Genomic DNA, 18,980 nt, shown 5'->3' with positions numbered 1-18,980 from the left:
GTTTGACGACAGGAAGCCCAGAACCCCATGAGCGACAGTCACTCCCCTCACGGCTTCGACCTGGTGCGCCGTGGGTACGAGCGTGCCCAGGTCGACGAGCGGATCACCAAGCTGGTGGCCGACCGTGACAGTGCCTTGACCCGGATCAGCGCGCTGGAGAAGCGCATCGAGGAACTCCACCTGGAGACCCAGACCGCTCAGGCGGCGGTCACCGAGGCGGAGCCCTCCTACGCCGGTCTCGGCGCCCGGGTCGAGAAGATCCTGCGGCTGGCCGAGGAGGAGGCCAAGGACCTGCGCGACGAGGCGCACCGCGCCGCCGAGCAGCACCGCGAGCTCGCCGAGGCCGCCGCCCAGCAGGTCCGCACCGAGGCCGAGAACTACGCCAAGGACCGCAAGGCCAAGGCCGAGGACGAGGGTCTGCGGATCGTCGACAAGGCCAAGAGCGACAGCGCCCAGCTGCGCGCCGAGGCCAACAAGGACGCCCAGAACAAGCGTGAGGAGGCGGACGCCCTCTTCGAGGAGACCCGCACCAAGGCCGCCCAGGCCGCGCTGGAGTTCGAGACCAACCTGGCCAAGCGCCGGGAGCAGTCCGAGCGGGACCTGGCCGCCCGTCAGGCCAAGGCCGAGAAGCGCCTGGCCGAGATCGAGCACCGGGCCGAGCAGCTGCGCCTGGAGGCCGAGAAGCTGCGCACCGACGCCGAGCGCCGCGCCCGTCAGACCGTCGAGACGGCCCAGCGCCAGTCCGAGGACATCGTGGCCGACGCCAACGCCAAGGCCGACCGCATCCGCAGCGAGTCCGAGCGCGAGCTGGCGGCGCTCACCAACCGCCGCGACAGCATCAACGCCCAGCTGACCAACGTCCGCGAGATGCTGGCGACGCTGACCGGCGCGGCCGTGGCCGCCGCCTCGCTGCCGAACGACGACACCATGGGCGTGCCCGCCCAGCAGTCGCGCTGACGCCGCCGCCACGGGCCCCCACCCTCCGGGGTGGGGGCCCGTGGTGCTGCTCCGTCAGGGGCCGCCGACCGGCCGGGCCCGGCTCACCGGGGGTAGGCCCCGTCCGGCCGCTGGTGGCCGCAGCTCAGCTGGTTCCCGTCGTCGTCCGAGACGGTGCCGAACCACGAGGTGCACCAGACCGAGACCGAGTCCGGCCAGTACTGCACCTCGAAGGGGTGCCCCGAGCCGTAGTCCCCGTACGAGGTGACGATGAAGGTCTCGCCCGGCCGCATCCAGTAGTCCTCGCCGAGCGGCTCCAGGGTCAGCTCGACCAGCTCCTCGCTGCGGTTGGTGACCGGCATCCGACCGGTCACCTGCAGCGCCGAGAAGTCCCAGCCGGCCGCGTCCTCCGTCATCCCGCCACCCTCGCCAGCAGTCCGCGCACGGCGGCGTTGAACTCCTCCGGGGCCTCCAGCGCGCTCAGGTGGCCCACCCCGGGGACGACGGTCAGCTCGGCCGCCGGCTGCGCCCGGACCATCCGCTCGGCCTCCGAGACCGGCGTCAGGGCGTCCTCGGAGCCCACCACGACGGCCACCGGCACCCGCACCCCGGCCAGCACCTCCAGGGTGTCCTGCCGGGCCGCCATCGCCCGCTGTGCCCAGGCGACGGACGCCGGAGGGGCCGCGGCGATCATCCCCTGGACGCGGTCGAGCAGGTGCCCGGAGTCCGGTCCGAGCTGACCGGCCGCCATCCGCTCGTCGAGCAGCAGCCGGACGCTGTCCCGGGCGAGCACCGCGGTGGCGATCCGCTCCCGGTTGGCCCGGGCCTGGTCCGCGTCCGCGGTGGCCTTGGTGTTCGCCAGCAGCAGGCCGGCCAGCCGCTGCGGGTGGCGGCGGGCGAAGGCCAGCGCCACGTACCCGCCCATCGACAGTCCGCCGAGCACCGCCCGGTCGATCCCGGCCGCGTCCAGCAGCAGCGCGATGTCGTCGGCGACCGCGTCCAGCGAGGGCTCGTCCGCACCCAGCTCGGTGCCGCCGAAGCCGCGCAGGTCGGGGGCGAGCACCCGGGCCTCGTCACCGGTCAGACCGGGCAGCCCGTCGAGTTGGGCGCTCCACATCGAGGCGTTGAGCGGAAAGGCGTGCAACAGCACGAGGGGCATTCCGGTACCGCTCTCGCGGACCGACAGTGCGGAGGGGAGCTGGGTCATGGCCCCACCGTAGTTCGGCACGCCCGGCGGGCGCACTCAGCGGGCCGCCATGTCCGCTTTGTCATAGCCTGACGGAGAGTAAGGGAGTCCGAATGATCGAGTTGCACGACCTGACAAAACGTTACGGCAAGACCCTCGCCGTGGACCGGCTGAGCTTCCAGGTGCCGCAGGGCGTGGTCACCGGCTTCCTCGGCCCCAACGGTGCGGGCAAGTCCACCACCATGCGCATGATCCTCGATCTCGACCGGCCCACCGGCGGCCGCGTCACCATCGACGGCAAGCGGTACGGACAGCTCAGCGAGCCGCTCAAGTACATCGGGGCGCTGCTGGAGGCCAAGGCCGTCCACCCCGGCCGCACCGCCCGCGACCACCTGCTCTGGCTCGCCCAGAGCAACCGCATCCCCACCCGGCGGGTGGACGAGGTGCTCGCCCTGGTCGGGCTCACCCCGGTGGCCCGCAAGCGCGCCCGGGGCTTCTCGCTCGGCATGGGCCAGCGCCTCGGCATCGCCTCCGCGCTGCTCGGCGACCCGGAGATCGTGATGTTCGACGAGCCGGTCAACGGACTGGACCCGGAGGGCATCCTCTGGATCCGCAACCTGATGAAGCGCCTCGCGGGCGAGGGCCGGACGGTCTTCGTCTCCTCCCACCTGATGAGCGAGATGGCCGTCACCGCCGACCACCTGGTCGTCATCGGCCGCGGCCGGCTGCTCTCGGACCTGCCGATGGCCGAGTTCATCCGGCGCAACTCCCGCTCCGCCGTCCGGCTGCGCACCCCCCAGCCGGAGCTGCTGCTGGACGCGCTGGCCGGCGCCGGGCTGCGGTCCGAACCAGGTCCGGACGGCTCCCTGGAGGTGGTCGACGGCGACCTCGCCCGACTCGGCGAGCTCGCCGCCGGCCACGGCGTCGTGCTGCACGAGCTCAGCCCCCAGCAGGCCTCGCTGGAGGAGGCGTTCATGCAGATGACGGCCGACTCGGTGGAGTACCACGCCGGCGACGGCGAGGGCCGCGACGCGGCCGGGGCCCCCGGCACCTGGGGCGCCGGCTGGCAGGACGCGGCAGTGAAGCAGCCGGCGACGGTCCGGCAGGAGGAGAACTGAGATGGCGTCCTTCCCCGCGGTCCTGCGCTCCGAGTGGACCAAGATCCGCAGTGTCCGCTCGACGGTCTGGACGCTCGCGCTGGCCTTCGTGATCACCCTCGGCGTCGGCGCGCTGCTGTCCCTGCTCACCAACAACAACTTCAGCGAGTTCCGGGGCGACGAGGACACCCCCTTCGACGCCACCGGCACCGCCTTCTCCGGCATCATCCTCGGCGAACTGGCCATCATCGTCTTCGGCGTGCTGGCCGTCGGCAACGAGTACAGCAGCGGGATGATCCGGGTCACCCTGGCCGCCGTGCCGCAGCGCGGCACCCTGCTGGCCGGCAAGGCCGTGGTGCTCGGCGCACTGGCCCTGGCGGTCTCCCTGGTCACCGCGTTCATCACGTTCTTCGTCGGCCAGGCGCTGCTCGGCGACCACTCCACCGGCCTGGGCGACCCGAACGTGCTGCGCGCGGTGTTCGGCGCGGCGCTGTACCTGACGATGCTCTGCCTGTTCTCGGCCGGCGTCACCGCGATGCTGCACAACCAGACCCTGGCGCTGGGTGTGCTGGTGCCGTTCTTCTTCCTGCTCTCGCCGATCCTCTCGGCGGTGCCGAAGGTCAAGACGCTGGCCCACTACTTCCCCGACTACGCGGGCTCCCGGATGCTGCTGGTGTACGAGCAGCACGGCCAGCCCTACGGACCGTGGACCGGCTTCACCATCTGCCTGGCCTGGACCCTCGCCGCACTGGTGGGCGGCGCGCTGGTGCTGAAGAACCGCGACGCCTGACCGGTCCGCGCCGGAGCGCGGCCGTGGCGCCGCTCAGTAGCGGGGGGCGCCGCGGCCGCGCTGGATGTTGGAGGCCCGCCGCTCCCGGGCGCCCCAGCAGGCCCGGTGCCAGTGCCGGCGGTCGTCCACCCCGGCGCCGTGCATCGGCCAGGCCACCACGTGCCCGACGCCCGGCGGGATCTCCTGGTCGCAGCCCGGGCAGCGGTAGTGACGGCCGGCCGTCCCGGCCACCGTCTGGACCACCCACTCCTCGCCCTGGTAGTTCTCGGTGCGGCGCAGCGAGCCCCCGAGCGGGGGTGCCGGCTCCGCGGCCTCGTGGTCGGCTGCGATCTTGATCCGGTTGCGGCGCGGCACGGCTGGCTACCTTTCTGCGGGGGCGCGGAACCATCCCAGCCTACGGCCGGAATCCGATCTCCCGGGCCTCTATCACGGCATCGCCCGGAGCTCCGGTGTTTCCCGTGATATCCACCCGATCTTCTGGGAAATTGGTGGTTCGGCGTGCCATTGGCACATGACATCGGTTACTCACGAGGGGACAGGCGGGGCCCGCAGACCCTGCGCGCACCCGAGGAGGCCCATCGATGACCAAGACCAGTGCCCGCGCCGAGGCCCGACGACCCGTCGGGGTGCGTCCGCCCGCCCCCGGCCCGGTGCCGCACGCCCCGGTGACCGCCACCCCCGGCACCCCGTTGCCCGTACCCGAGCGGGCGGCCGCGCTGCCCGCCGACACCGCTCCCGTCCGGGTCGGCGCCTTCCTGCTCTCGGCGCAGTTCCCCGGACAGACCCACGGCGAGGCGCTGGACCGCACCGTGCGGGCCGCCGTCGAGGCCGAGCGCGCCGGGCTGGACTCCGTCTGGCTGGCCGAACACCACTTCGTCCCCTACGGGGTCTGCCCGAACGCCGCCACGCTCGCCGCGCTGCTGCTCGGCCGGACTCGTCGGATCGGCGTCGGAACGGCCGTCAGCGTGCTGTCCACCGCCCACCCGGTGACGCTCGGCGAGCAGGCCGCGCTGCTGCACCTCACCTCCGACGGGCGGTTCACGCTCGGCGTCGGACGCGGCGGGCCGTGGATCGACCTGGCCGTCTTCGGCGGCGGCGTGGACGCGTTCGAGCAGGGGTTCCCGGAGCGGCTGGACCTGCTGCTGCGCTGGCTGCGCGGCTCCCGGGTGGGCGGGGACGGGCCGCAGTTCGACTTCCCCGAGGTGGCCGTGGTGCCCCGGGCGTCCGAACCGGCCCGCCGCCCCGAGCTCGGCTCCTGGCTGGGTCTCGGCGACCAGGGCGCGCTGCCGCGGTTCCCTCGCCAGCGCAAGGACGCCGACGCCGCGGACGGGGAACTCACGCCCGCCGGGCGCCCGGTGGCGGGCCCGCCGGTGGTGGTCGCCTGCACCTCCCCCGGCGGGGTCCGGCTCGCCGCCGAGCGCGGCCTGCCGATGCTGCTCGGGATGCACTCCGGGGACGAGGACAAGCTGCGAATGCTGGAGCTGTACCGGGCCGCCTGGCTGGCCGCCGGGCGCAGCGAGGAGCAGCTGCGCCGGGTGAACCGGCAGCACGTGGCGGCCGGTGTGGCCCAGGTCGACGACCGGACCTCGGCCGCCCGGGCCACCCTGCTGCGCTCGATGCCGGGCTGGTTCGAGTACGGGCTCGGCGCGCACCGCACGGTGGACGGCCGGGAGCGCAAGATGCGCGACCCGCACGAGTACACCGAACTGCTCTGCGACCTGCACGCGGTGGGCACGCCGAAGCAGTGCGCCGACCGCCTGCTGGCGACCGCCGAGCGGACCGGCATCCGCCGTTTCGCCCTGCTCGCCGAGGGCAGCGGTGATCGCGAGGCGACGCTGCAGAACATCGCCCGGCTCGGCTCCGAGGTCCTGCCGCAGCTGGGCTGACACCTGTGGAGGCCGCCGTCGCCGCGCCGGAACGGTTCTGCGACGGCCCGGGCCGCCCCTCCCCCTCGACGTCCCGATCGGGCGACGTCTCGGCGGGGGCGGGGCGGCCCGGTGGCGTCCTGCGATCCGACCGGCCTGGCGGCCGGTCAGCAGTCCCGCAGTTCGTCGGACTGGTTGAGCAGCTGCTCCCGGACGGACGTGAAGCGCTGCAAACGCGCCTCGTTGGCGTCCGACGGCAGGAACACCGCCACCCGGTGACAGTTCTGGAAAGCCAGCCGGACGCCGAAGTGGCGCTGCAGGGCGCCCCGGATCGCGTCGCTGGCGAGGGCCCGGAGGAGCTGGCCGCGGGCCTGCTCGCTGGGCGGCGGTACCTGGTTGTCGGCGAAGTCGGTGCCGTCGACCTTCGCCTGGGCGACCAGCGAGCTGATCAGCTCCCAGGCGTACGGCAGGGAGACGCGGACGCAGTCGACGAATTCCCGCTCGTCGACCTCGCCCCGCTCGGCCTTCTCCAGCAGGGCCGGTGAGACGTCGAGCGACATGGATTCTCCTCTCGCGGTCCACCCGCGCGGCGCCCGGGTGGTTCTGCGTTGTCCAAGCTGAGGGTGAGGGTGGGCGATCGCGCGTGGTGTCCGGAACGCCGTCGGACGGCTGTTTCCGGCACCGTGCGGAGGCGGTTGGGCACAGGGCGTCAACCGCTCACAACAGCGTGGCAGCCATCCGTGGACGAGGCCGGTGGTTCCTTCGGATTGCTCCGGAAATACGACTCACTGCACCAGAATGGCCTGATCCCGTCGGATCGTTCATCTGCCGTCTCCATCCCCGTTGACAGCGGCCCCGCAATCGTGCCGTCACACACGGTAGCTACCTATGGGTGTGGGCGCCAGAGCGTGGCGGGCAATCGTCGAACCGCCGAACATCCATGTTCGTCGGGTTCGCGGTTTCTTCACCCGGCCGTCGCGGAATCGCATCAACTGGCCCCGGTGGGCTAGCGTGGTCGACCGTGCGTCTCGTAATTGCCCGCTGCTCAGTCGACTATGCCGGTCGGCTCTCCGCCCATCTGCCCTCCGCCACCAGGCTCATCCTGGTCAAGGCCGACGGCAGCGTCAGCATCCACGCCGACGACCGCGCCTACAAGCCGCTCAACTGGATGTCCCCGCCGTGCGTCCTCAAGGAGGCCGACGGGGTCTGGACGGTGGAGAACAAGGCCGGCGAGAAGCTCATCATCACGCTGGAGGAGGTGCTGCATGACTCCTCCCACGAACTCGGGGTGGACCCGGGTCTGATCAAGGACGGCGTCGAAGCCCACCTCCAGGAGCTGCTCGCGGACCGGATGGAGGTGCTCGGCGCAGGCTGGTCGCTGATCCGCCGCGAGTACCCGACCGCGATCGGCCCGGTCGACATCCTGTGCCGCGACTCGGACGGCGCGACCGTCGCCATCGAGATCAAGCGGCGCGGCGAGATCGACGGCGTCGAGCAGCTCACCCGCTACCTGGAGCTGCTCAACCGCGACCCGCTGCTCGCCCCGGTGAAGGGCGTCTTCGCCGCGCAGGAGATCAAGCCCCAGGCCCGCGTCCTGGCCACCGACCGGGGCATCGGCTGCGTGGTGCTGGACTACGACGAGCTGCGCGGCATCGACGACGACAAGCTCAAGCTGTTCTGACCGGTCCCCGACCGCGTCAGGACGGCGATCCGGACGCGGTCGGGCTGCCCGTGCCCGACGGCGTCGTGCTGGGCGTGGAGCTGGGGCTGCTGGAGGGCGGGGTGCTCGCCGTGGACGGCGAGGGCGACGGCGAGGTGCCGGTACCGCCGGCGGCCGCGCCGCCACCCGTCGTCCCACCGTTGCCGCCGGTCCCACCGGCCCCGCCGTTGCCGCCGCCTCCCGAACCACCGGGCGGCGGCGGGTTGCCGCCCGCCCCGCCACCCGCCGCACCGCCGCCGACCGCGCCGCCGGCCGGAGGCGGCGACTGGCCCGGATCCGGGGACTGCGGGGTGCTCGCCGTGGCGGTCGGCGACTTGCCGGGCTTCTTCGACGGCGAGGCCGAGGGCGAGTGCGACGGTCCGCCGCTGCTCGCCGAGGCCTCCGGGCTCGACTGCTCCTCGGCCGGGGCGGCCGGGTCCTGCGTGCCGCCGGAGGCCGTCGCGCCGGGGCTGAGGCTCGGGCGGGGCGTCGGCAGGCCCGCGGGCAGGCCCGAGCCGTCCTCGGTGCTGATGTGCGGGTCGCCGCCGGGCTTCTCCGAGCCGGTGACGCTCATCGCGACCGCCGTCCCGAGCACTCCCAGCGCCAGCACGGCCGCCGAGGCGGCGATCACCGTCCGCCGGGTGCCGCCGGCCGTTCCCGGGGTGCTCTTGAAACGCCACGGCACCTGCGCGATGGCCCGGATGACGGGCCGCCGGGGCGAGGCCTGGCCGACCGACCCGGCCGCGGGCAGCTGACGCCCGTCGGCGCGCAGCAGGTCGAGCATCCGACGGGCCGCGACGGCCCCCCGCGGCTCGCCCAGCGCGGCCCGCAGGGCCAGTGCGGCCTCCAGGTCGGCCATCGCGCGGGCCGGTTCCCGCGCACAGATCGCGAACACGCCCAACTCGTGGCGGAACCAAGCCTCGTCGCCGCGCGAGCCGCTCCGGCGGGCGGCCTCCAGACCGAGCTGCAGGGCCTGCTCCCAGGCCCCCCAGCGCAGCGACAGCGCCAGCGCGGGGGCGGCCGCCCGGGCCAGCCGCAGCACCGAGCCGTCGCGCCCGGCGGCGGCGTCGGCCAGCAGTACGCCGATCACCACCTCCGCCTCGGCCGCGATCTGCCGGGTGGAGACCGAGCTGTGCCCGACCCACCAGGCGAAGTGCTGGGCGGCGCCGTCGATGCTGCGACGGGCCGGCCAGTGCGGGGCGAGCAGCTCCAACGCGCCCGAGGTGAGCCGGTGGTGGCCGCCGATGGAGACGGCCAGCCCGCAGTCGGCGAGTTCGTGCAGGGCGCTCTCGCCCTGGCCCACGTCGATCAGCGCGGGCAGGTGGGGCGCCGTCGGGCACTCGCCGCCGAGTGCCACGGCGAGCCGCAGCACGGCCTGGGCGGGCTCACTGAGCCCCTCGGCGAGCCGGACGGCGGGTGAGGCGCTCTCGGCGACGGAGGGCAGCGGGAAGGTGCCGCGCAGCTCGCCCTCGCGGATCGCCGGGTCGGGGTGCTGGACCGGCTCCTCGACCGCGCCGAAGACACCCAGCCGGTCCTCCTCGGCGGCCACCAGCGCGTCCACCGCGACGTCCCGCTGGCGCAGCAGCGCGGCGGCCTGGACGAAGCGCAGCGGCAGGCCCTCGGACTCGAACCAGAGGTCGACCGCCCAGGCCTTCTCGGACGGGTCCAGCGCCCGGCCGGCCAGCCGGGCGGCCAGCGCCAGGCAGGCGGACCGGGAGAGCCCGGCCACCAGGTGGTCCTGCAGCCGGGAGTCGAGCGGCAGCGCGGGGCTGTCCGGGGTGACGGAGAGCAGGAAGGCGCAGTCGGGGGCCGCGGCGAGCAGCTGCTCCAGCTCGGGGCCGACGCACTCGACCTCGTCGACCACCACGACCGCGCCGACCCTGGCCAGGTGCTCGGCGAGCTGCCCCGGGTCGGGCCGGTAGCCGGGGGCGTGGTGGGTGGCGGCGAAGAGGTCCTGGAGCAGGTCGGCCGCGGTGCGGCGGTGACCGCAGAGCTGGACGACGCCGCCGGGGGCGATGTCCCCGGCCGCCTCGGCGACCGCCGACAGCAGGGCGCTGCGGCCCGAGCCGGCCTGGCCGACCAGGCGTATCGAGCGGCCCTCGGCGAGCAGGCCGAGCAGCTGGGCGATGTCGGCCTCGCGGTCCAGCAGCGGCAGGTCGGCCGCCCCGGCGCCGAGGGCGAGCGGTCCGACGGCGCGGCCGGGGCCGCCGACCGGGCCGCGGGCGGGCTCGCTGCGCTCGATCCGGCGGGGGCGGGGGCGCCACTCCTCGGGGCAGGGGCGCACCTCGGAGCCGTCCGGGGTGCCGACGCTCACCAGCAGGCCGCCGGAGACCAGCTCACCGCCCCGGGTGCGTACGGCCTCCTGCCGGAACTCACCGGATGGCTGTCCCACGTTCTACCTCGCCCCATGCTCGGCCGACGACTGCGTGCGGCCGCTCCCGTGCCGGGGTACGCCCCCGGCCTCCGGTCGGCGGACCCCCGCCCGGCCGAAGACCGGGGGGAGCCGGACCTGGCTCCGGCGGCCGAATTCTCTGACGGCAGACTCTCGCACATCCGGCCCCACCCGTGCAGCGGCGGTCCGGGCCGGGCCCGCGGACGGCGGCCGGACCAGGGGCGGTGCCCGCCGCCGGGACCGGACGGTGCCGGGCCGAGCCGGACGGTGCCGGGCGCTAGAGGACCGGCCCCAGGGCGGGCAGGTTCGCACCGAGGTGGTCGACGGTGATGCCCTCGACGGCGAGGATGCGGTGCAGCCTGGTGGCCACCAGCAGGCGCTGGAGCTGGGCCGGGACGGCGCGCAGCACCAGTCGGCGGCCGATCCGGCCGGCCCGGCGGTGGGTGCCCATGATCACGCCGAGTCCGGTGGCGTCCCAGAAGTCCAGCCGGGCGAGATCCAGGACGAGGTCGCCCCGGCCGCCGTCGACGGCCCGGTGCAGGCGGGCACGGGCGTCGGCGGCGGTGCGCACGTCGAGGCGGCCTTCGATGGCCAGCGCCGTGTGGTCGCCGGTGATGCGCATGCTCTCCTCCTCCGCCTGGCAGGCCTGGTACGGGATCGTTCCGCCCCGGCCGCGCCGGGTCCGGGGGCGGGGTGTCCATCCGGGCGGGCCGTGGCCCCGCGCCCGGGCCCGGCCGCGGCATCAGTGCCGGGTCGGGTTCCCCCTCATCTGACGGTGAACCAGGTCCGCAGGTTGCTGGTTCCGGCCAGATCTGAAGCAACTTCACTCGTCCGAGGGAATATACGCAGTAACTCCCCACACCTACGCTCGATTACCGCCCAAATCACCCGTCTGCGGCACCCGGCGTGAGGAAACTCACCCGCCCCCTCGGAGGCGGGCCCGCGATGCGCTGATCGCGGGCCCGGCCCTGCTCATCCGAGCCGGCGGATCACTTGCCCGGGTAGGGGTAGAAGCCCCGGCCGCTCTTGCGGCCCAGGTCACCGGCCGTGACCATGCGGGCCATGATCTCGGGGGCGGCGAACTTCTCGTCCTGGGTCTCGGCGTAGATGTTGTGGGCGGCGTGCAGCAGGATGTCGACACCGGTGAGGTCGGCGGTCTCCAACGGGCCCATCGGGTGGCCGAAGCCGAGGCGGCAGGCCGCGTCGATGTCCTCGGCGGTGGCGACGCCCGACTCGTACAGCTTCGCGGCCTCGACGACCAGGGCGGTGATCAGGCGGGTGGTGATGAAACCGGCCACGTCGCGGTTGACCACCACGACGTCCTTGCCGACGCCCTCGGCGTAGGCGCGGACGGTGGCCAGCGTCGCGTCGCTGGTCTTGTAGCCGCGCACCAGCTCGACCAGCTTCATCAGCGGCACCGGCGAGAAGAAGTGCACGCCGACGACCGACTCGGGGCGCCCGGTGGCGGCGGCGATCCGGGTGATCGGGATGGCGGAGGTGTTGGAGGCCAGCACCGCGCCGTCCTTGGCGATCTTGTCGAGCTCGCGGAAGACGCCCTCCTTGACCTCCAGCTGCTCGAACACCGCCTCGACCACGATGTCGGCCTCGGCGACCGCGCCCAGGTCGGTGGTGGTGGTGATCCGGGCGAGCGCCGCCTCGGCGTCCTCGGCGGTCAGCCGGCCCTTGGCGACGAACTTGTCGTACGAGGCGCGGATGCCGGCGAGGCCGCGCTGCAGCGCCTCCTCGGTGACGTCCCGCAGCACCACCGGGTGCCCCGCCTGCGCGGAGACCTGGGCGATGCCGGCCCCCATCAGGCCGGCGCCGATCACGGCGATCTGCTGGCTGGACGCATTGCTCATGGCTGGGTCTCCCGGATGCCGTCGCCGCCCTTTGGGCGGGCCCTGAAGGCGGCTCAGGGCAGGGGTCACCCGCTTCGGAGCCGCGTCGCTCATGCGCGGACTCTAATGCCCTTCAGGCCCGCGTGGTGCCATTCGAGAGTGTGATCTGTGCCCGACCTGGTCACCCGATCAGACCGTCAGCCCGAGGTCCTGCGCGAGGATCGCCGCCTGCACCCGGCTGCGCAGCTCCAGCTTCGACAGGATCCGGCTGACGTGCGTCTTGGTGGTCGCCTCCGCCATCTCCAGCCGCCGCGCGATCTCGCCGTTGGACAGCCCGGCGCCGATGCACGCCAGCACCTCCCGCTCGCGCGGGGTGAGCGCCGCGACGGCCGCCCGCGCGTCGGGCCCCACCGTGCGGTCCGGGCGGGCGAAGGTGCCGATCAGCCGCCTGAGCACCGAGGGCGCCAGCATGCCGTCCCCGCGGGCCACCGTGCGGATGCCCTCGACCAGGGTGTCCGCCTCCAGGTCCTTGAGCAGGAACCCGGCCGCGCCGGCCCGCAGCGCGCCGTAGACGTACTCGTCCAGGTCGAAGGTGGTCAGCACCAGCACCTGGGCCGCCCCGGCGGCCACCACCTCGCGGGTCGCCGAGACGCCGTCCAGCCGGGGCATCTGCACGTCCATCAGGACGACGTCGGGCCGCAGCTCCAGCGCGAGGCGCACCGCCTCCTCCCCGTCGGCGGCCTGTCCGACCACCTCCAGGTCCGGTTCGGCGCTCAGGATCATCACCAGCGCCGCCCGCACGGCCGCCTGGTCCTCGGCCACCAGCACCCGGATCGTCATGCCCGGCCCTCGCCTTCCTCGGTCACCAAGGCGCGCGGCAGTACCGCGCGCACGCTCCACAGCTCCCCGTGCGGGCCGGCCTCGAAGTCGCCGCCGAGCAGTCCGGCCCGCTCCCGCATCCCCACCATGCCCGCCCGGGCGCCGGGCAGCGCCTGGCCGGCGCCGCTGCGGTACGGGCTGTCCACGGCGATCCGCAGCTCCCGCGGCAGGTACTCCAGCCGCACCCGGACCGTCCCCGGACCGGCGTGCTTGAGCGTGTTGGTCAGCGACTCCTGCACGATCCGGTACGCCGCCAGCCCGACCGGCACCGCCAGCGTGCCGCGCTCACCGCTCTGCTCCAGTTCGAAGTCCAGCCCGACGTCCTGCCCGGCCGCCCGGGCCTTGGCCAGCAGCGCGTCGACCGCGTCCAGGTCGGGCGCGGCATAGGACTCGTCGGCCTCTCCCCCGCCGCTGTCCCGCAGCAGCCCGATCATGCGGCGCATTTCGGCCAATCCCTGGACGCTGTTCTCCCGGATCACCCTCAGCACCTCCACCAGCGGGTCGTCCTCGGTTCGGCGCTGACGGCGGGCCACCGACTGCGCGCCGGTGGCGTGGATCGCGATGGCCGACAGGTGGTTGGCCACCACGTCGTGCAACTCCCTTGCCATCCTGGCCCGTTCGGCGACGACCGCCTCCCGCCGGTCCATCTCGGAGAGCAGCGCGGTCTGTTCGGCCCGAAGCCGCTGGGTCTCCGCCTCCTCGCGGTGCCTGCGCACCAGGTCGCCGGTCCACACCGGCCCGAGGAAGATCAGCGTGGTGATCACCACGACCGCGAGCGCCGTGGGGGCGTCGCTGTAGAGGAAGGCCAGACTGCTCAGCACCACGACCGACCCGGCACCGGTCAGGTGCAGGATCCGCGACATCCGGGCGTTGCCGTAGAGCACGCTCGCGTAGAGCAGGTCGGTGTACATGATCGTGGTCGCGATCAGCGCACCCGTGAAGATGCTCACCGCGAAGACCACCCCGCCGAGCGCCACCGTCAGGATCGGACGGGTCCGGCGGAACAGCTCCAGGCAGGCGGTGACCAGCAGCGGCGGCAGCACCATCCAGCGCGGGACGCCCTCGGAGTGGTCGTACACCTTGAACGCGATCAGCAGCAGGCCGCCGAGCAGCCCGCCGAGGGCGATCGCTCGGTCCTCCTGCCGCGGGGTGAGGGTGGGTCTGCGCACCACCCCATCAGATCATCTCCGGGCGGGCCCCCGGCTCCGGTGCGGGGAGGAGCCGTCGTACACCGAAAGATGCAGGCCGGGCTCGCCTTCGGCGACGATGACGGGCGCGCCCGCACCGGGGAGGCTGGAGGCACCGCCGAGAGTCCCGGAGTACACCATGATCGTCACCCTCATCCTCGCGGCCGAGGTCGCCTTCTGGGTTCTCCTCGCCCTCGGTCTGGCCGCCCGCTACCTGCTGCGCCGGCGCGCACTGAGCACCGTCCTGCTGGTCGGGCTGCCCGCGGTGGACCTGACGCTGTTCGCGCTCACCGTGCTCGACCTGCGCGGCGGGGCCACCGCGAGCTGGACGCACGCGCTCGCGGCGAGCTACGCGGGCTTCTCCATCGGCTACGGGCCGTCGCTGGTGCGCTGGGCCGACCGGCACTTCCAGTACCGCTTCGCCGGCGGCCCCAAACCGCAGCGCCCGCCCAAGTACGGCGCCGAGCGGACCAGCCACGAGTGGCGGATCTGCCGGCGCACCGTGGTCTCGGCCGGCATCACCCTGGCCCTGATCACCGCGCTGGTCCCGCTCTCCGCCGGCGCCGCGCACTTCGACGACTTCACCGGCTGGTACCTGCGGCTGGGCATCGCGGCCGTCGTCAACGTGATCGTCGCCGCCTGCTACTCGATCTGGCCCAAGGAGGCCCCGGCCGGCGCCCCCGTCGGGAACGGCCACCTGGTCGGCCGGGACTCCTGACCGGCCTAGCGGTTCTCGCCCGGCACCCAGAGCACGTCGCCCTGCTCCTTGTTGGCCGTACGGGCCAGGATGAACAGCAGGTCGGACAGCCGGTTGAGGTACTTGGCGGTGAGCGGGTTGACGGTGTCCCCGTGCTCGTCGATGGCCGCCCAGGTCGACCGCTCGGCCCGCCGTACCACCGTGCAGGCCAGGTGCAGGTACGCGGCGCCCGCGGTGCCGCCGGGGAGGATGAAGCTGCGCAGCTTCTCCAACGGCTCCAGGTAGCGGTCGCAGTCCTCCTCCAGCTTGTCGATGTAGGACTCCAGCACCCGCAGCGGCGGGTACTTCGGGTCCTCCACCACCGGGGTGGCCAGGTCCGCACCGACGTCGAAGAGGTCGTTCTGCACCCGGGTGAGCACCGCGGCGACGTCCTCGGAGAGCCCGCCGGCGGCGATCGCCACACCGATCGCGGCGTTGGCCTCGTTGGTGTCGGCGTACGCGGCCAGCCGCGGGTCGGTCTTGGTCGTACGGCTCATGTCACCGAGCGCGGTGGTGCCGTCGTCGCCGGTACGGGTGTAGATGCGCGTCAGATTGACCATGCCGCCAAGACTAGCGAGCCAGGTTAGGCCGCGTTAACCCCCGGCCCGAGGTCCGCCGCTACGCGACGTTGACCCTCCCCCAGCCTCCGGCCGGGGGTGCCCCCACCCCGAGGGTCCGGCCGGGGGTGCCCCCACCCCGAGGGTCCGGCCGGGGGTGCCCCCACCCCGAGGGTCCGGCCGGGGGTGCCCCCACCCCGAGGGTCCCGCCGCTACGCGACGTTGACCCTCTGCCCGGGCGGGGCGGCCTCCAGCCAGGCGAGGAAGCCGGTCAGCGCGTCGTCGCTCATCGCAAGCTCCAGCGGGGCGCCGTTGTGCAGGCAGCGCAGCACGACCGAGCCGGAGAGCAGCGCCAGCTCCTCCTGGCCCTCGGGGTAGCGCCGACCGAGGACCTCGATCTCCCGGCGGGGCAGCACCTTGCGCGGGCGCGGGGCGTAGGAGAAGACCCGGAACCACTCGATGGAGTCGCCGCTGTACCGGCCGATACCAAAAACCCACCCCTTGCCATCGGTCTGCGGAACCGGGGCCGAGGTGGGTTTGCCGTTCTCGTCGAGGTCGGGCTGCGTCGACGCGTCGGCGGGCATTTTGAGTCGGTAGCTGCAGTCGAACGTTCCGCCGACCCGCTGGATGACACGGCGGCGTACCGCGAAGGCCACCAGGCCGATCACGCCCAGTGCCACGACCGCCGCACACACCACAAGGGCGAGGACCATGCTCACCTACCTCCTCGCTGCCCGCGTTCCCCGTATCGGTCGTATCAAGCGACCGCGTTGACCTACCAACTGATACGACAGTCCCGGGGTCACGCTCACGCGTCCCCGGGACCGTCGGTCGACCCCGCCACTGCGGGGTCAAGCTTGCTCAGGCGTGGGCCTTGAGGCCGCGCGCCGCGAACAGGCGCACCTCGGCGCGCCGCTCGGCGTGCTCGTCCAGGTCGGACTTGGCCTTGTCCAGCGCGCGCTCGGCACGGGCGACATCGATCTCGTCCGCCAGCTCGGCGATCTCCGCAAGCAGAGACACCTTGTTGTCGGCGAAGGAGATGAAGCCTCCGTGCACGGCGGCGATAACGGTGCCGCCGCCCACCGTGCGGATGGTGACCGGACCGGTCTCCAGCACGCTCAGCACCGGGGTGTGTCCCGGCATGATGCCGGTGTCACCGGAGGCCGTACGTGCGACAACGATGGTGGCCGCACCGGACCACACCTTGCGGTCGGCTGCGACCAGCTCGACGTGCAGCTCAGCCAACGTGGGCTCCTAGGCTCATGCAACGCCCGATTACTCGGGAGTTTCGGTAAGAATAACGGGCCCGCGCCTCCGGCATGAAACCGGCGGCACGGATTTGACCTGAATCACAGCCGATGCGACGCGAGGGGTGGGTCCCAGGGCTGGGGCCCACCCCTCACGGTCGCTCAGCTGCTACCGGCCGCGATTACTTCTTCGCCAGCTCGGCGGCGTTGCGCTCCAGGTCCTCGATGCCACCGCACATGAAGAAGGCCTGCTCCGGGATGGAGTCGTACTTGCCGTCGGCGATCGAGTTGAAGGCCTCGATGGTCTCCGACAGCGGCACGGTCGAGCCCTCGACACCGGTGAACTGCTTCGCCACGTAGGTGTTCTGCGAGAGGAAGCGCTCGATACGGCGGGCGCGGTGGACAGTGATCTTGTCCTCCTCGCTCAGCTCGTCGATACCGAGGATCGCGATGATGTCCTGGAGGTCCTTGTACTTCTGCAGGATCCCCTTGATACGGATGGCCGTGTCGTAGTGGTCCATCGCGATGTAGCGCGGGTCCAGGATGCGGGACGTCGAGTCCAGCGGGTCGACGGCCGGGTAGATGCCCTTCTCCGAGATCGGGCGCGACAGAACGGTCGTCGCGTCCAGGTGGGCGAAGGTGGTGGCCGGGGCCGGGTCGGTCAGGTCGTCCGCGGGGACGTAGATCGCCTGCATCGAGGTGATCGAGTGACCGCGGGTCGAGGTGATGCGCTCCTGGAGGAGGCCCATCTCGTCGGCCAGGTTCGGCTGGTAGCCCACCGCGGAGGGCATACGGCCGAGCAGGGTCGACACCTCGGAACCGGCCTGGGTGAACCGGAAGATGTTGTCGATGAAGAGGAGCACGTCCTGCTTCTCGACGTCACGGAAGTACTCCGCCATGGTCAGCGCGGAGAGCGCGACGCGCAGACGGGTGCCCGGCGGCTCGTCCATCTGGCCGAAGACCAGCGCGGTCTTGTCCAGAACGCCCGAGTCGACCATCTCGTCGATGAGGTCGTTGCCCTCACGGGTGCGCTCGCCGACGCCGGCGAACACCGACACACCACCGAAGTTCTCGGCGACGCGGTAGATCATCTCCTGGATCAGAACGGTCTTGCCGACACCGGCACCACCGAACAGACCGATCTTGCCACCCGTGACGTACGGGGTGAGCAGGTCGATGACCTTGATGCCGGTCTCGAACATCTCGGTCTTGGACTCGAGGTCCTTGAAGTCCGGGGCCTTGCGGTGGATCGGCCAGCGGACCTCGACCTGGGACTCGAACTCGCCCTTGTCGACGTTCAGCACCTCACCGAGGGCGTTGAAAACCTTGCCCTTGGTGATCTGGCCGACCGGCACCGAGATGGCGGAGCCGGTGTCGCTGACCTGCGTGCCGCGGACCAGGCCGTCGGTCGGCTGCATCGAGATGCCGCGGACCATGCCGTCGCCGAGGTGCTGGGCGACCTCAAGGGTCAGGGTCTTCTTGCCCGAGCCGTCGGGGTTCTCGACCTCGACGTGAAGGGCGTTGTACATCTCCGGAATCGCGTCGACGGGGAACTCCACGTCGACGACCGGGCCGATGACCCGCGCGACGCGGCCCGTCGCCGTGGTCGGCTCAACAGTGGTGGTCATTCTCATTCGCTCCCGCGGCTAGCGTCGGCGAGGGCGTTGGCACCGCCGACGATCTCGCTGATTTCCTGGGTGATCTCGGCCTGACGGGCCGAGTTGGCAAGCCGCGTGAGCGACTTGATGAGCTCTCCGGCGTTGTCCGTCGCGCTCTTCATCGCGCGCCGACGTGCGGCGTGCTCGGAGGCGGCCGACTGCAGCAGCGCGTTGTAGATCCGGCTCTCGACGTACCGCGGCAGCAGTGCGTCGAGGACGCCCTCCGCCGACGGCTCGAAGTCGTACAGCGGGAAGATCTCGTGCTTCGCCTTCGACTGGTCGCTGAGCTCGACCTCGTCGAGCTTCAGCGGCAGCAGGCGGGCGTCCACCGCGGTCTGGGTCAGCATGGACTCAAACTTGGTGGAGACGAGGTGGAGCTCGTCCACGCCGCCGGTCTCGGCCGTGAAGGCCTCGATCAGGTCGGCCGCCACGATCTTCGCGTCACCGTACGTCGGTTTGTCGGAGAAGCCCGTCCACGACCCCGTGACCGAGAGGTCACGGAAGTTGTAGTACGAGACACCCTTGCGGCCGACGATGTACGTCACCACGTCCTTGCCCTCGGCGCGAAGCTTCGCGCTGAGGAGGACCGCCTGCTTGATGGCGTTGGTCGAGTAACCTCCCGCCAGGCCGCGGTCCGCCGTCACCAGCAGGACGGCGGCACGCGAGGCGTTCGGGTTCTCGGTGGTGAGCGGGTGCTTGGCGTTGGACCGGGTGGCCACCGCCGTCACCGCCCGGGTGAGCTCATCGGCGTACGGAGTGGAGGCGGCCACCGCGCGCTGCGCCTTGACGATGCGCGACGCGGAGATCATCTCCATCGCCTTGGTGATCTTCTTCGTCGCGGTGACAGAGCGGATCCGGCGCTTGTAGACCCGAAGCTGTGCTCCCATGGGTCGTTACGTCCTTTCCCTCGCTA

At 72.5% G+C, this 18,980-nt stretch carries 20 protein-coding genes; 6 read left to right on the top strand and 14 right to left on the bottom strand.

The genetic code is table 11. The features are described 5' to 3' along the window. Positions 1-27 precede the first annotated feature (27 nt). Positions 28-957 carry a cellulose-binding protein gene (locus ACGFZP_RS06810; protein ID WP_218201876.1) on the top strand — a complete coding sequence of 310 codons (930 nt, stop codon included), beginning with the start codon at positions 28-30 and terminating at the stop codon, positions 955-957. A gap of 83 nt (positions 958-1,040) precedes the next feature. On the opposite strand, the gene ACGFZP_RS06805 is transcribed toward ACGFZP_RS06810, so the two are convergent. Both ACGFZP_RS06805 and ACGFZP_RS06800 read right to left on the bottom strand, forming a co-directional pair. Then, a complete protein-coding gene (locus ACGFZP_RS06805; protein ID WP_392929309.1) occupies positions 1,041-1,352 on the bottom strand; it encodes a hypothetical protein in 312 nt (103 codons plus the stop codon). Continuing rightward, positions 1,349-2,143 carry an alpha/beta fold hydrolase gene (locus tag ACGFZP_RS06800; protein ID WP_392929307.1) on the bottom strand — a complete coding sequence of 265 codons (795 nt, stop codon included), beginning with the start codon at positions 2,141-2,143 and terminating at the stop codon, positions 1,349-1,351. The genes ACGFZP_RS06805 and ACGFZP_RS06800 overlap by 4 nt, the downstream gene beginning before the upstream one ends. Before the next feature lie 92 nt (positions 2,144-2,235). On the opposite strand from ACGFZP_RS06800, the gene ACGFZP_RS06795 reads away from it, so the two are divergent. Both ACGFZP_RS06795 and ACGFZP_RS06790 read left to right on the top strand, forming a co-directional pair. After that, positions 2,236-3,240 (top strand): ATP-binding cassette domain-containing protein, encoded by a 1,005-nt coding sequence (locus ACGFZP_RS06795; RefSeq protein ID WP_392929305.1) that lies wholly within the window; start codon positions 2,236-2,238, stop codon positions 3,238-3,240. A 1-nt stretch (position 3,241) separates the two neighbouring features. Continuing rightward, positions 3,242-4,009 (top strand): ABC transporter permease subunit, encoded by a 768-nt coding sequence (locus tag ACGFZP_RS06790; protein ID WP_387945216.1) that lies wholly within the window; start codon positions 3,242-3,244, stop codon positions 4,007-4,009. Positions 4,010-4,042: 33 nt separating this feature from the next. Here the strand turns inward: ACGFZP_RS06790 and ACGFZP_RS06785 are convergent, their stop codons facing one another. Further along, entirely contained in the window at positions 4,043-4,363 is a 321-nt protein-coding gene (locus ACGFZP_RS06785) for an ATP/GTP-binding protein (protein WP_387945214.1), read from the bottom strand. A gap of 227 nt (positions 4,364-4,590) precedes the next feature. Here ACGFZP_RS06785 and ACGFZP_RS06780 point away from each other — a divergent pair, with 227 nt between their 5' ends. Beyond that, positions 4,591-5,895, top strand: coding sequence for an LLM class flavin-dependent oxidoreductase (locus ACGFZP_RS06780; RefSeq protein ID WP_392929303.1), 1,305 nt, complete (start codon positions 4,591-4,593; stop codon positions 5,893-5,895). A gap of 146 nt (positions 5,896-6,041) precedes the next feature. Here the strand turns inward: ACGFZP_RS06780 and ACGFZP_RS06775 are convergent, their stop codons facing one another. Next, the gene (locus tag ACGFZP_RS06775; RefSeq protein WP_392929302.1) at positions 6,042-6,434 is read right to left on the bottom strand and encodes an SCO5389 family protein; all 393 of its coding nucleotides are present in this window, start codon (positions 6,432-6,434) and stop codon (positions 6,042-6,044) included. 461 nt (positions 6,435-6,895) lie between these two features. Between ACGFZP_RS06775 and nucS the strand changes: the two genes are divergently transcribed. Continuing rightward, positions 6,896-7,555, top strand: coding sequence for an endonuclease NucS (nucS, locus tag ACGFZP_RS06770; protein WP_392929300.1), 660 nt, complete (start codon positions 6,896-6,898; stop codon positions 7,553-7,555). A 16-nt stretch (positions 7,556-7,571) separates the two neighbouring features. Here the strand turns inward: nucS and ACGFZP_RS06765 are convergent, their stop codons facing one another. The 5 genes from ACGFZP_RS06765 to ACGFZP_RS06745 form a co-directional block, all read right to left on the bottom strand. Beyond that, positions 7,572-9,965 (bottom strand): ATP-binding protein, encoded by a 2,394-nt coding sequence (locus ACGFZP_RS06765; RefSeq protein ID WP_392929298.1) that lies wholly within the window; start codon positions 9,963-9,965, stop codon positions 7,572-7,574. 277 nt (positions 9,966-10,242) lie between these two features. Next, entirely contained in the window at positions 10,243-10,587 is a 345-nt protein-coding gene (locus tag ACGFZP_RS06760) for an STAS domain-containing protein (RefSeq protein WP_392929296.1), read from the bottom strand. 367 nt (positions 10,588-10,954) lie between these two features. After that, positions 10,955-11,824, bottom strand: coding sequence for a 3-hydroxyacyl-CoA dehydrogenase family protein (locus ACGFZP_RS06755; RefSeq protein WP_392929294.1), 870 nt, complete (start codon positions 11,822-11,824; stop codon positions 10,955-10,957). 168 nt (positions 11,825-11,992) lie between these two features. Then, positions 11,993-12,643, bottom strand: a complete 651-nt coding sequence (locus tag ACGFZP_RS06750; protein WP_392929292.1) for a response regulator — start codon at positions 12,641-12,643, stop codon at positions 11,993-11,995. Further along, the gene (locus ACGFZP_RS06745) at positions 12,640-13,851 is read right to left on the bottom strand and encodes a sensor histidine kinase (RefSeq protein WP_392929290.1); all 1,212 of its coding nucleotides are present in this window, start codon (positions 13,849-13,851) and stop codon (positions 12,640-12,642) included. Before ACGFZP_RS06745 ends, ACGFZP_RS06750 begins: the two co-directional genes overlap by 4 nt. Before the next feature lie 157 nt (positions 13,852-14,008). Here ACGFZP_RS06745 and ACGFZP_RS06740 point away from each other — a divergent pair, with 157 nt between their 5' ends. Next, positions 14,009-14,587 carry a hypothetical protein gene (locus ACGFZP_RS06740; protein ID WP_392929289.1) on the top strand — a complete coding sequence of 193 codons (579 nt, stop codon included), beginning with the start codon at positions 14,009-14,011 and terminating at the stop codon, positions 14,585-14,587. Between the two features lie 5 nt (positions 14,588-14,592). Here the strand turns inward: ACGFZP_RS06740 and ACGFZP_RS06735 are convergent, their stop codons facing one another. The 5 genes from ACGFZP_RS06735 to ACGFZP_RS06715 all read right to left on the bottom strand — a co-directional run bounded on the left by ACGFZP_RS06735 (position 14,593) and on the right by ACGFZP_RS06715 (position 18,954). Then, complete coding sequence (locus tag ACGFZP_RS06735) at positions 14,593-15,165, bottom strand: cob(I)yrinic acid a,c-diamide adenosyltransferase (protein ID WP_392929286.1); 573 nt, start codon at positions 15,163-15,165, stop codon at positions 14,593-14,595. 209 nt (positions 15,166-15,374) lie between these two features. Further along, positions 15,375-15,875: a DUF2550 domain-containing protein gene (locus ACGFZP_RS06730; RefSeq protein WP_030302766.1), complete on the bottom strand. Its 501-nt coding sequence runs from the start codon at positions 15,873-15,875 to the stop codon at positions 15,375-15,377. A 148-nt stretch (positions 15,876-16,023) separates the two neighbouring features. Beyond that, a complete protein-coding gene (locus ACGFZP_RS06725; protein WP_392929284.1) occupies positions 16,024-16,407 on the bottom strand; it encodes a F0F1 ATP synthase subunit epsilon in 384 nt (127 codons plus the stop codon). A gap of 184 nt (positions 16,408-16,591) precedes the next feature. Then, positions 16,592-18,037, bottom strand: a complete 1,446-nt coding sequence (gene atpD, locus ACGFZP_RS06720; protein WP_392929282.1) for a F0F1 ATP synthase subunit beta — start codon at positions 18,035-18,037, stop codon at positions 16,592-16,594. Positions 18,038-18,039: 2 nt separating this feature from the next. Beyond that, entirely contained in the window at positions 18,040-18,954 is a 915-nt protein-coding gene (locus tag ACGFZP_RS06715) for a F0F1 ATP synthase subunit gamma (RefSeq protein WP_392929280.1), read from the bottom strand. Positions 18,955-18,980: the final 26 nt, after the last annotated feature.

Source organism: Kitasatospora sp. NPDC048239, from assembly GCF_043202015.1.
Classification (GTDB): Bacteria; Actinomycetota; Actinomycetes; order Streptomycetales; family Streptomycetaceae; genus Kitasatospora.
This window is presented reverse-complemented; position numbering and strand designations above follow the sequence as displayed.

Excerpts from the sequence above, each read along its gene's own strand:
- ACGFZP_RS06750 (WP_392929292.1), bottom strand. The coding sequence starts at position 12,643 with ATGACGATCCGGGTGCTGGTGGCCGAGGACCAGGCGGCCGTGCGGGCG.
- atpD (WP_392929282.1), bottom strand. The coding sequence starts at position 18,037 with ATGACCACCACTGTTGAGCCGACCACGGCGACGGGCCGCGTCGCGCGG.
- ACGFZP_RS06740 (WP_392929289.1), top strand. The coding sequence starts at position 14,009 with ATGATCGTCACCCTCATCCTCGCGGCCGAGGTCGCCTTCTGGGTTCTC.
- ACGFZP_RS06810 (WP_218201876.1), top strand. The coding sequence starts at position 28 with ATGAGCGACAGTCACTCCCCTCACGGCTTCGACCTGGTGCGCCGTGGG.
- ACGFZP_RS06715 (WP_392929280.1), bottom strand. The coding sequence starts at position 18,954 with ATGGGAGCACAGCTTCGGGTCTACAAGCGCCGGATCCGCTCTGTCACC.
- ACGFZP_RS06775 (WP_392929302.1), bottom strand. The coding sequence starts at position 6,434 with ATGTCGCTCGACGTCTCACCGGCCCTGCTGGAGAAGGCCGAGCGGGGC.
- ACGFZP_RS06780 (WP_392929303.1), top strand. The coding sequence starts at position 4,591 with ATGACCAAGACCAGTGCCCGCGCCGAGGCCCGACGACCCGTCGGGGTG.
- ACGFZP_RS06795 (WP_392929305.1), top strand. The coding sequence starts at position 2,236 with ATGATCGAGTTGCACGACCTGACAAAACGTTACGGCAAGACCCTCGCC.
- ACGFZP_RS06800 (WP_392929307.1), bottom strand. The coding sequence starts at position 2,143 with ATGACCCAGCTCCCCTCCGCACTGTCGGTCCGCGAGAGCGGTACCGGA.
- ACGFZP_RS06805 (WP_392929309.1), bottom strand. The coding sequence starts at position 1,352 with ATGACGGAGGACGCGGCCGGCTGGGACTTCTCGGCGCTGCAGGTGACC.
- ACGFZP_RS06730 (WP_030302766.1), bottom strand. The coding sequence starts at position 15,875 with ATGGTCCTCGCCCTTGTGGTGTGTGCGGCGGTCGTGGCACTGGGCGTG.
- ACGFZP_RS06755 (WP_392929294.1), bottom strand. The coding sequence starts at position 11,824 with ATGAGCAATGCGTCCAGCCAGCAGATCGCCGTGATCGGCGCCGGCCTG.
- ACGFZP_RS06735 (WP_392929286.1), bottom strand. The coding sequence starts at position 15,165 with ATGGTCAATCTGACGCGCATCTACACCCGTACCGGCGACGACGGCACC.
- ACGFZP_RS06790 (WP_387945216.1), top strand. The coding sequence starts at position 3,242 with ATGGCGTCCTTCCCCGCGGTCCTGCGCTCCGAGTGGACCAAGATCCGC.
- ACGFZP_RS06760 (WP_392929296.1), bottom strand. The coding sequence starts at position 10,587 with ATGCGCATCACCGGCGACCACACGGCGCTGGCCATCGAAGGCCGCCTC.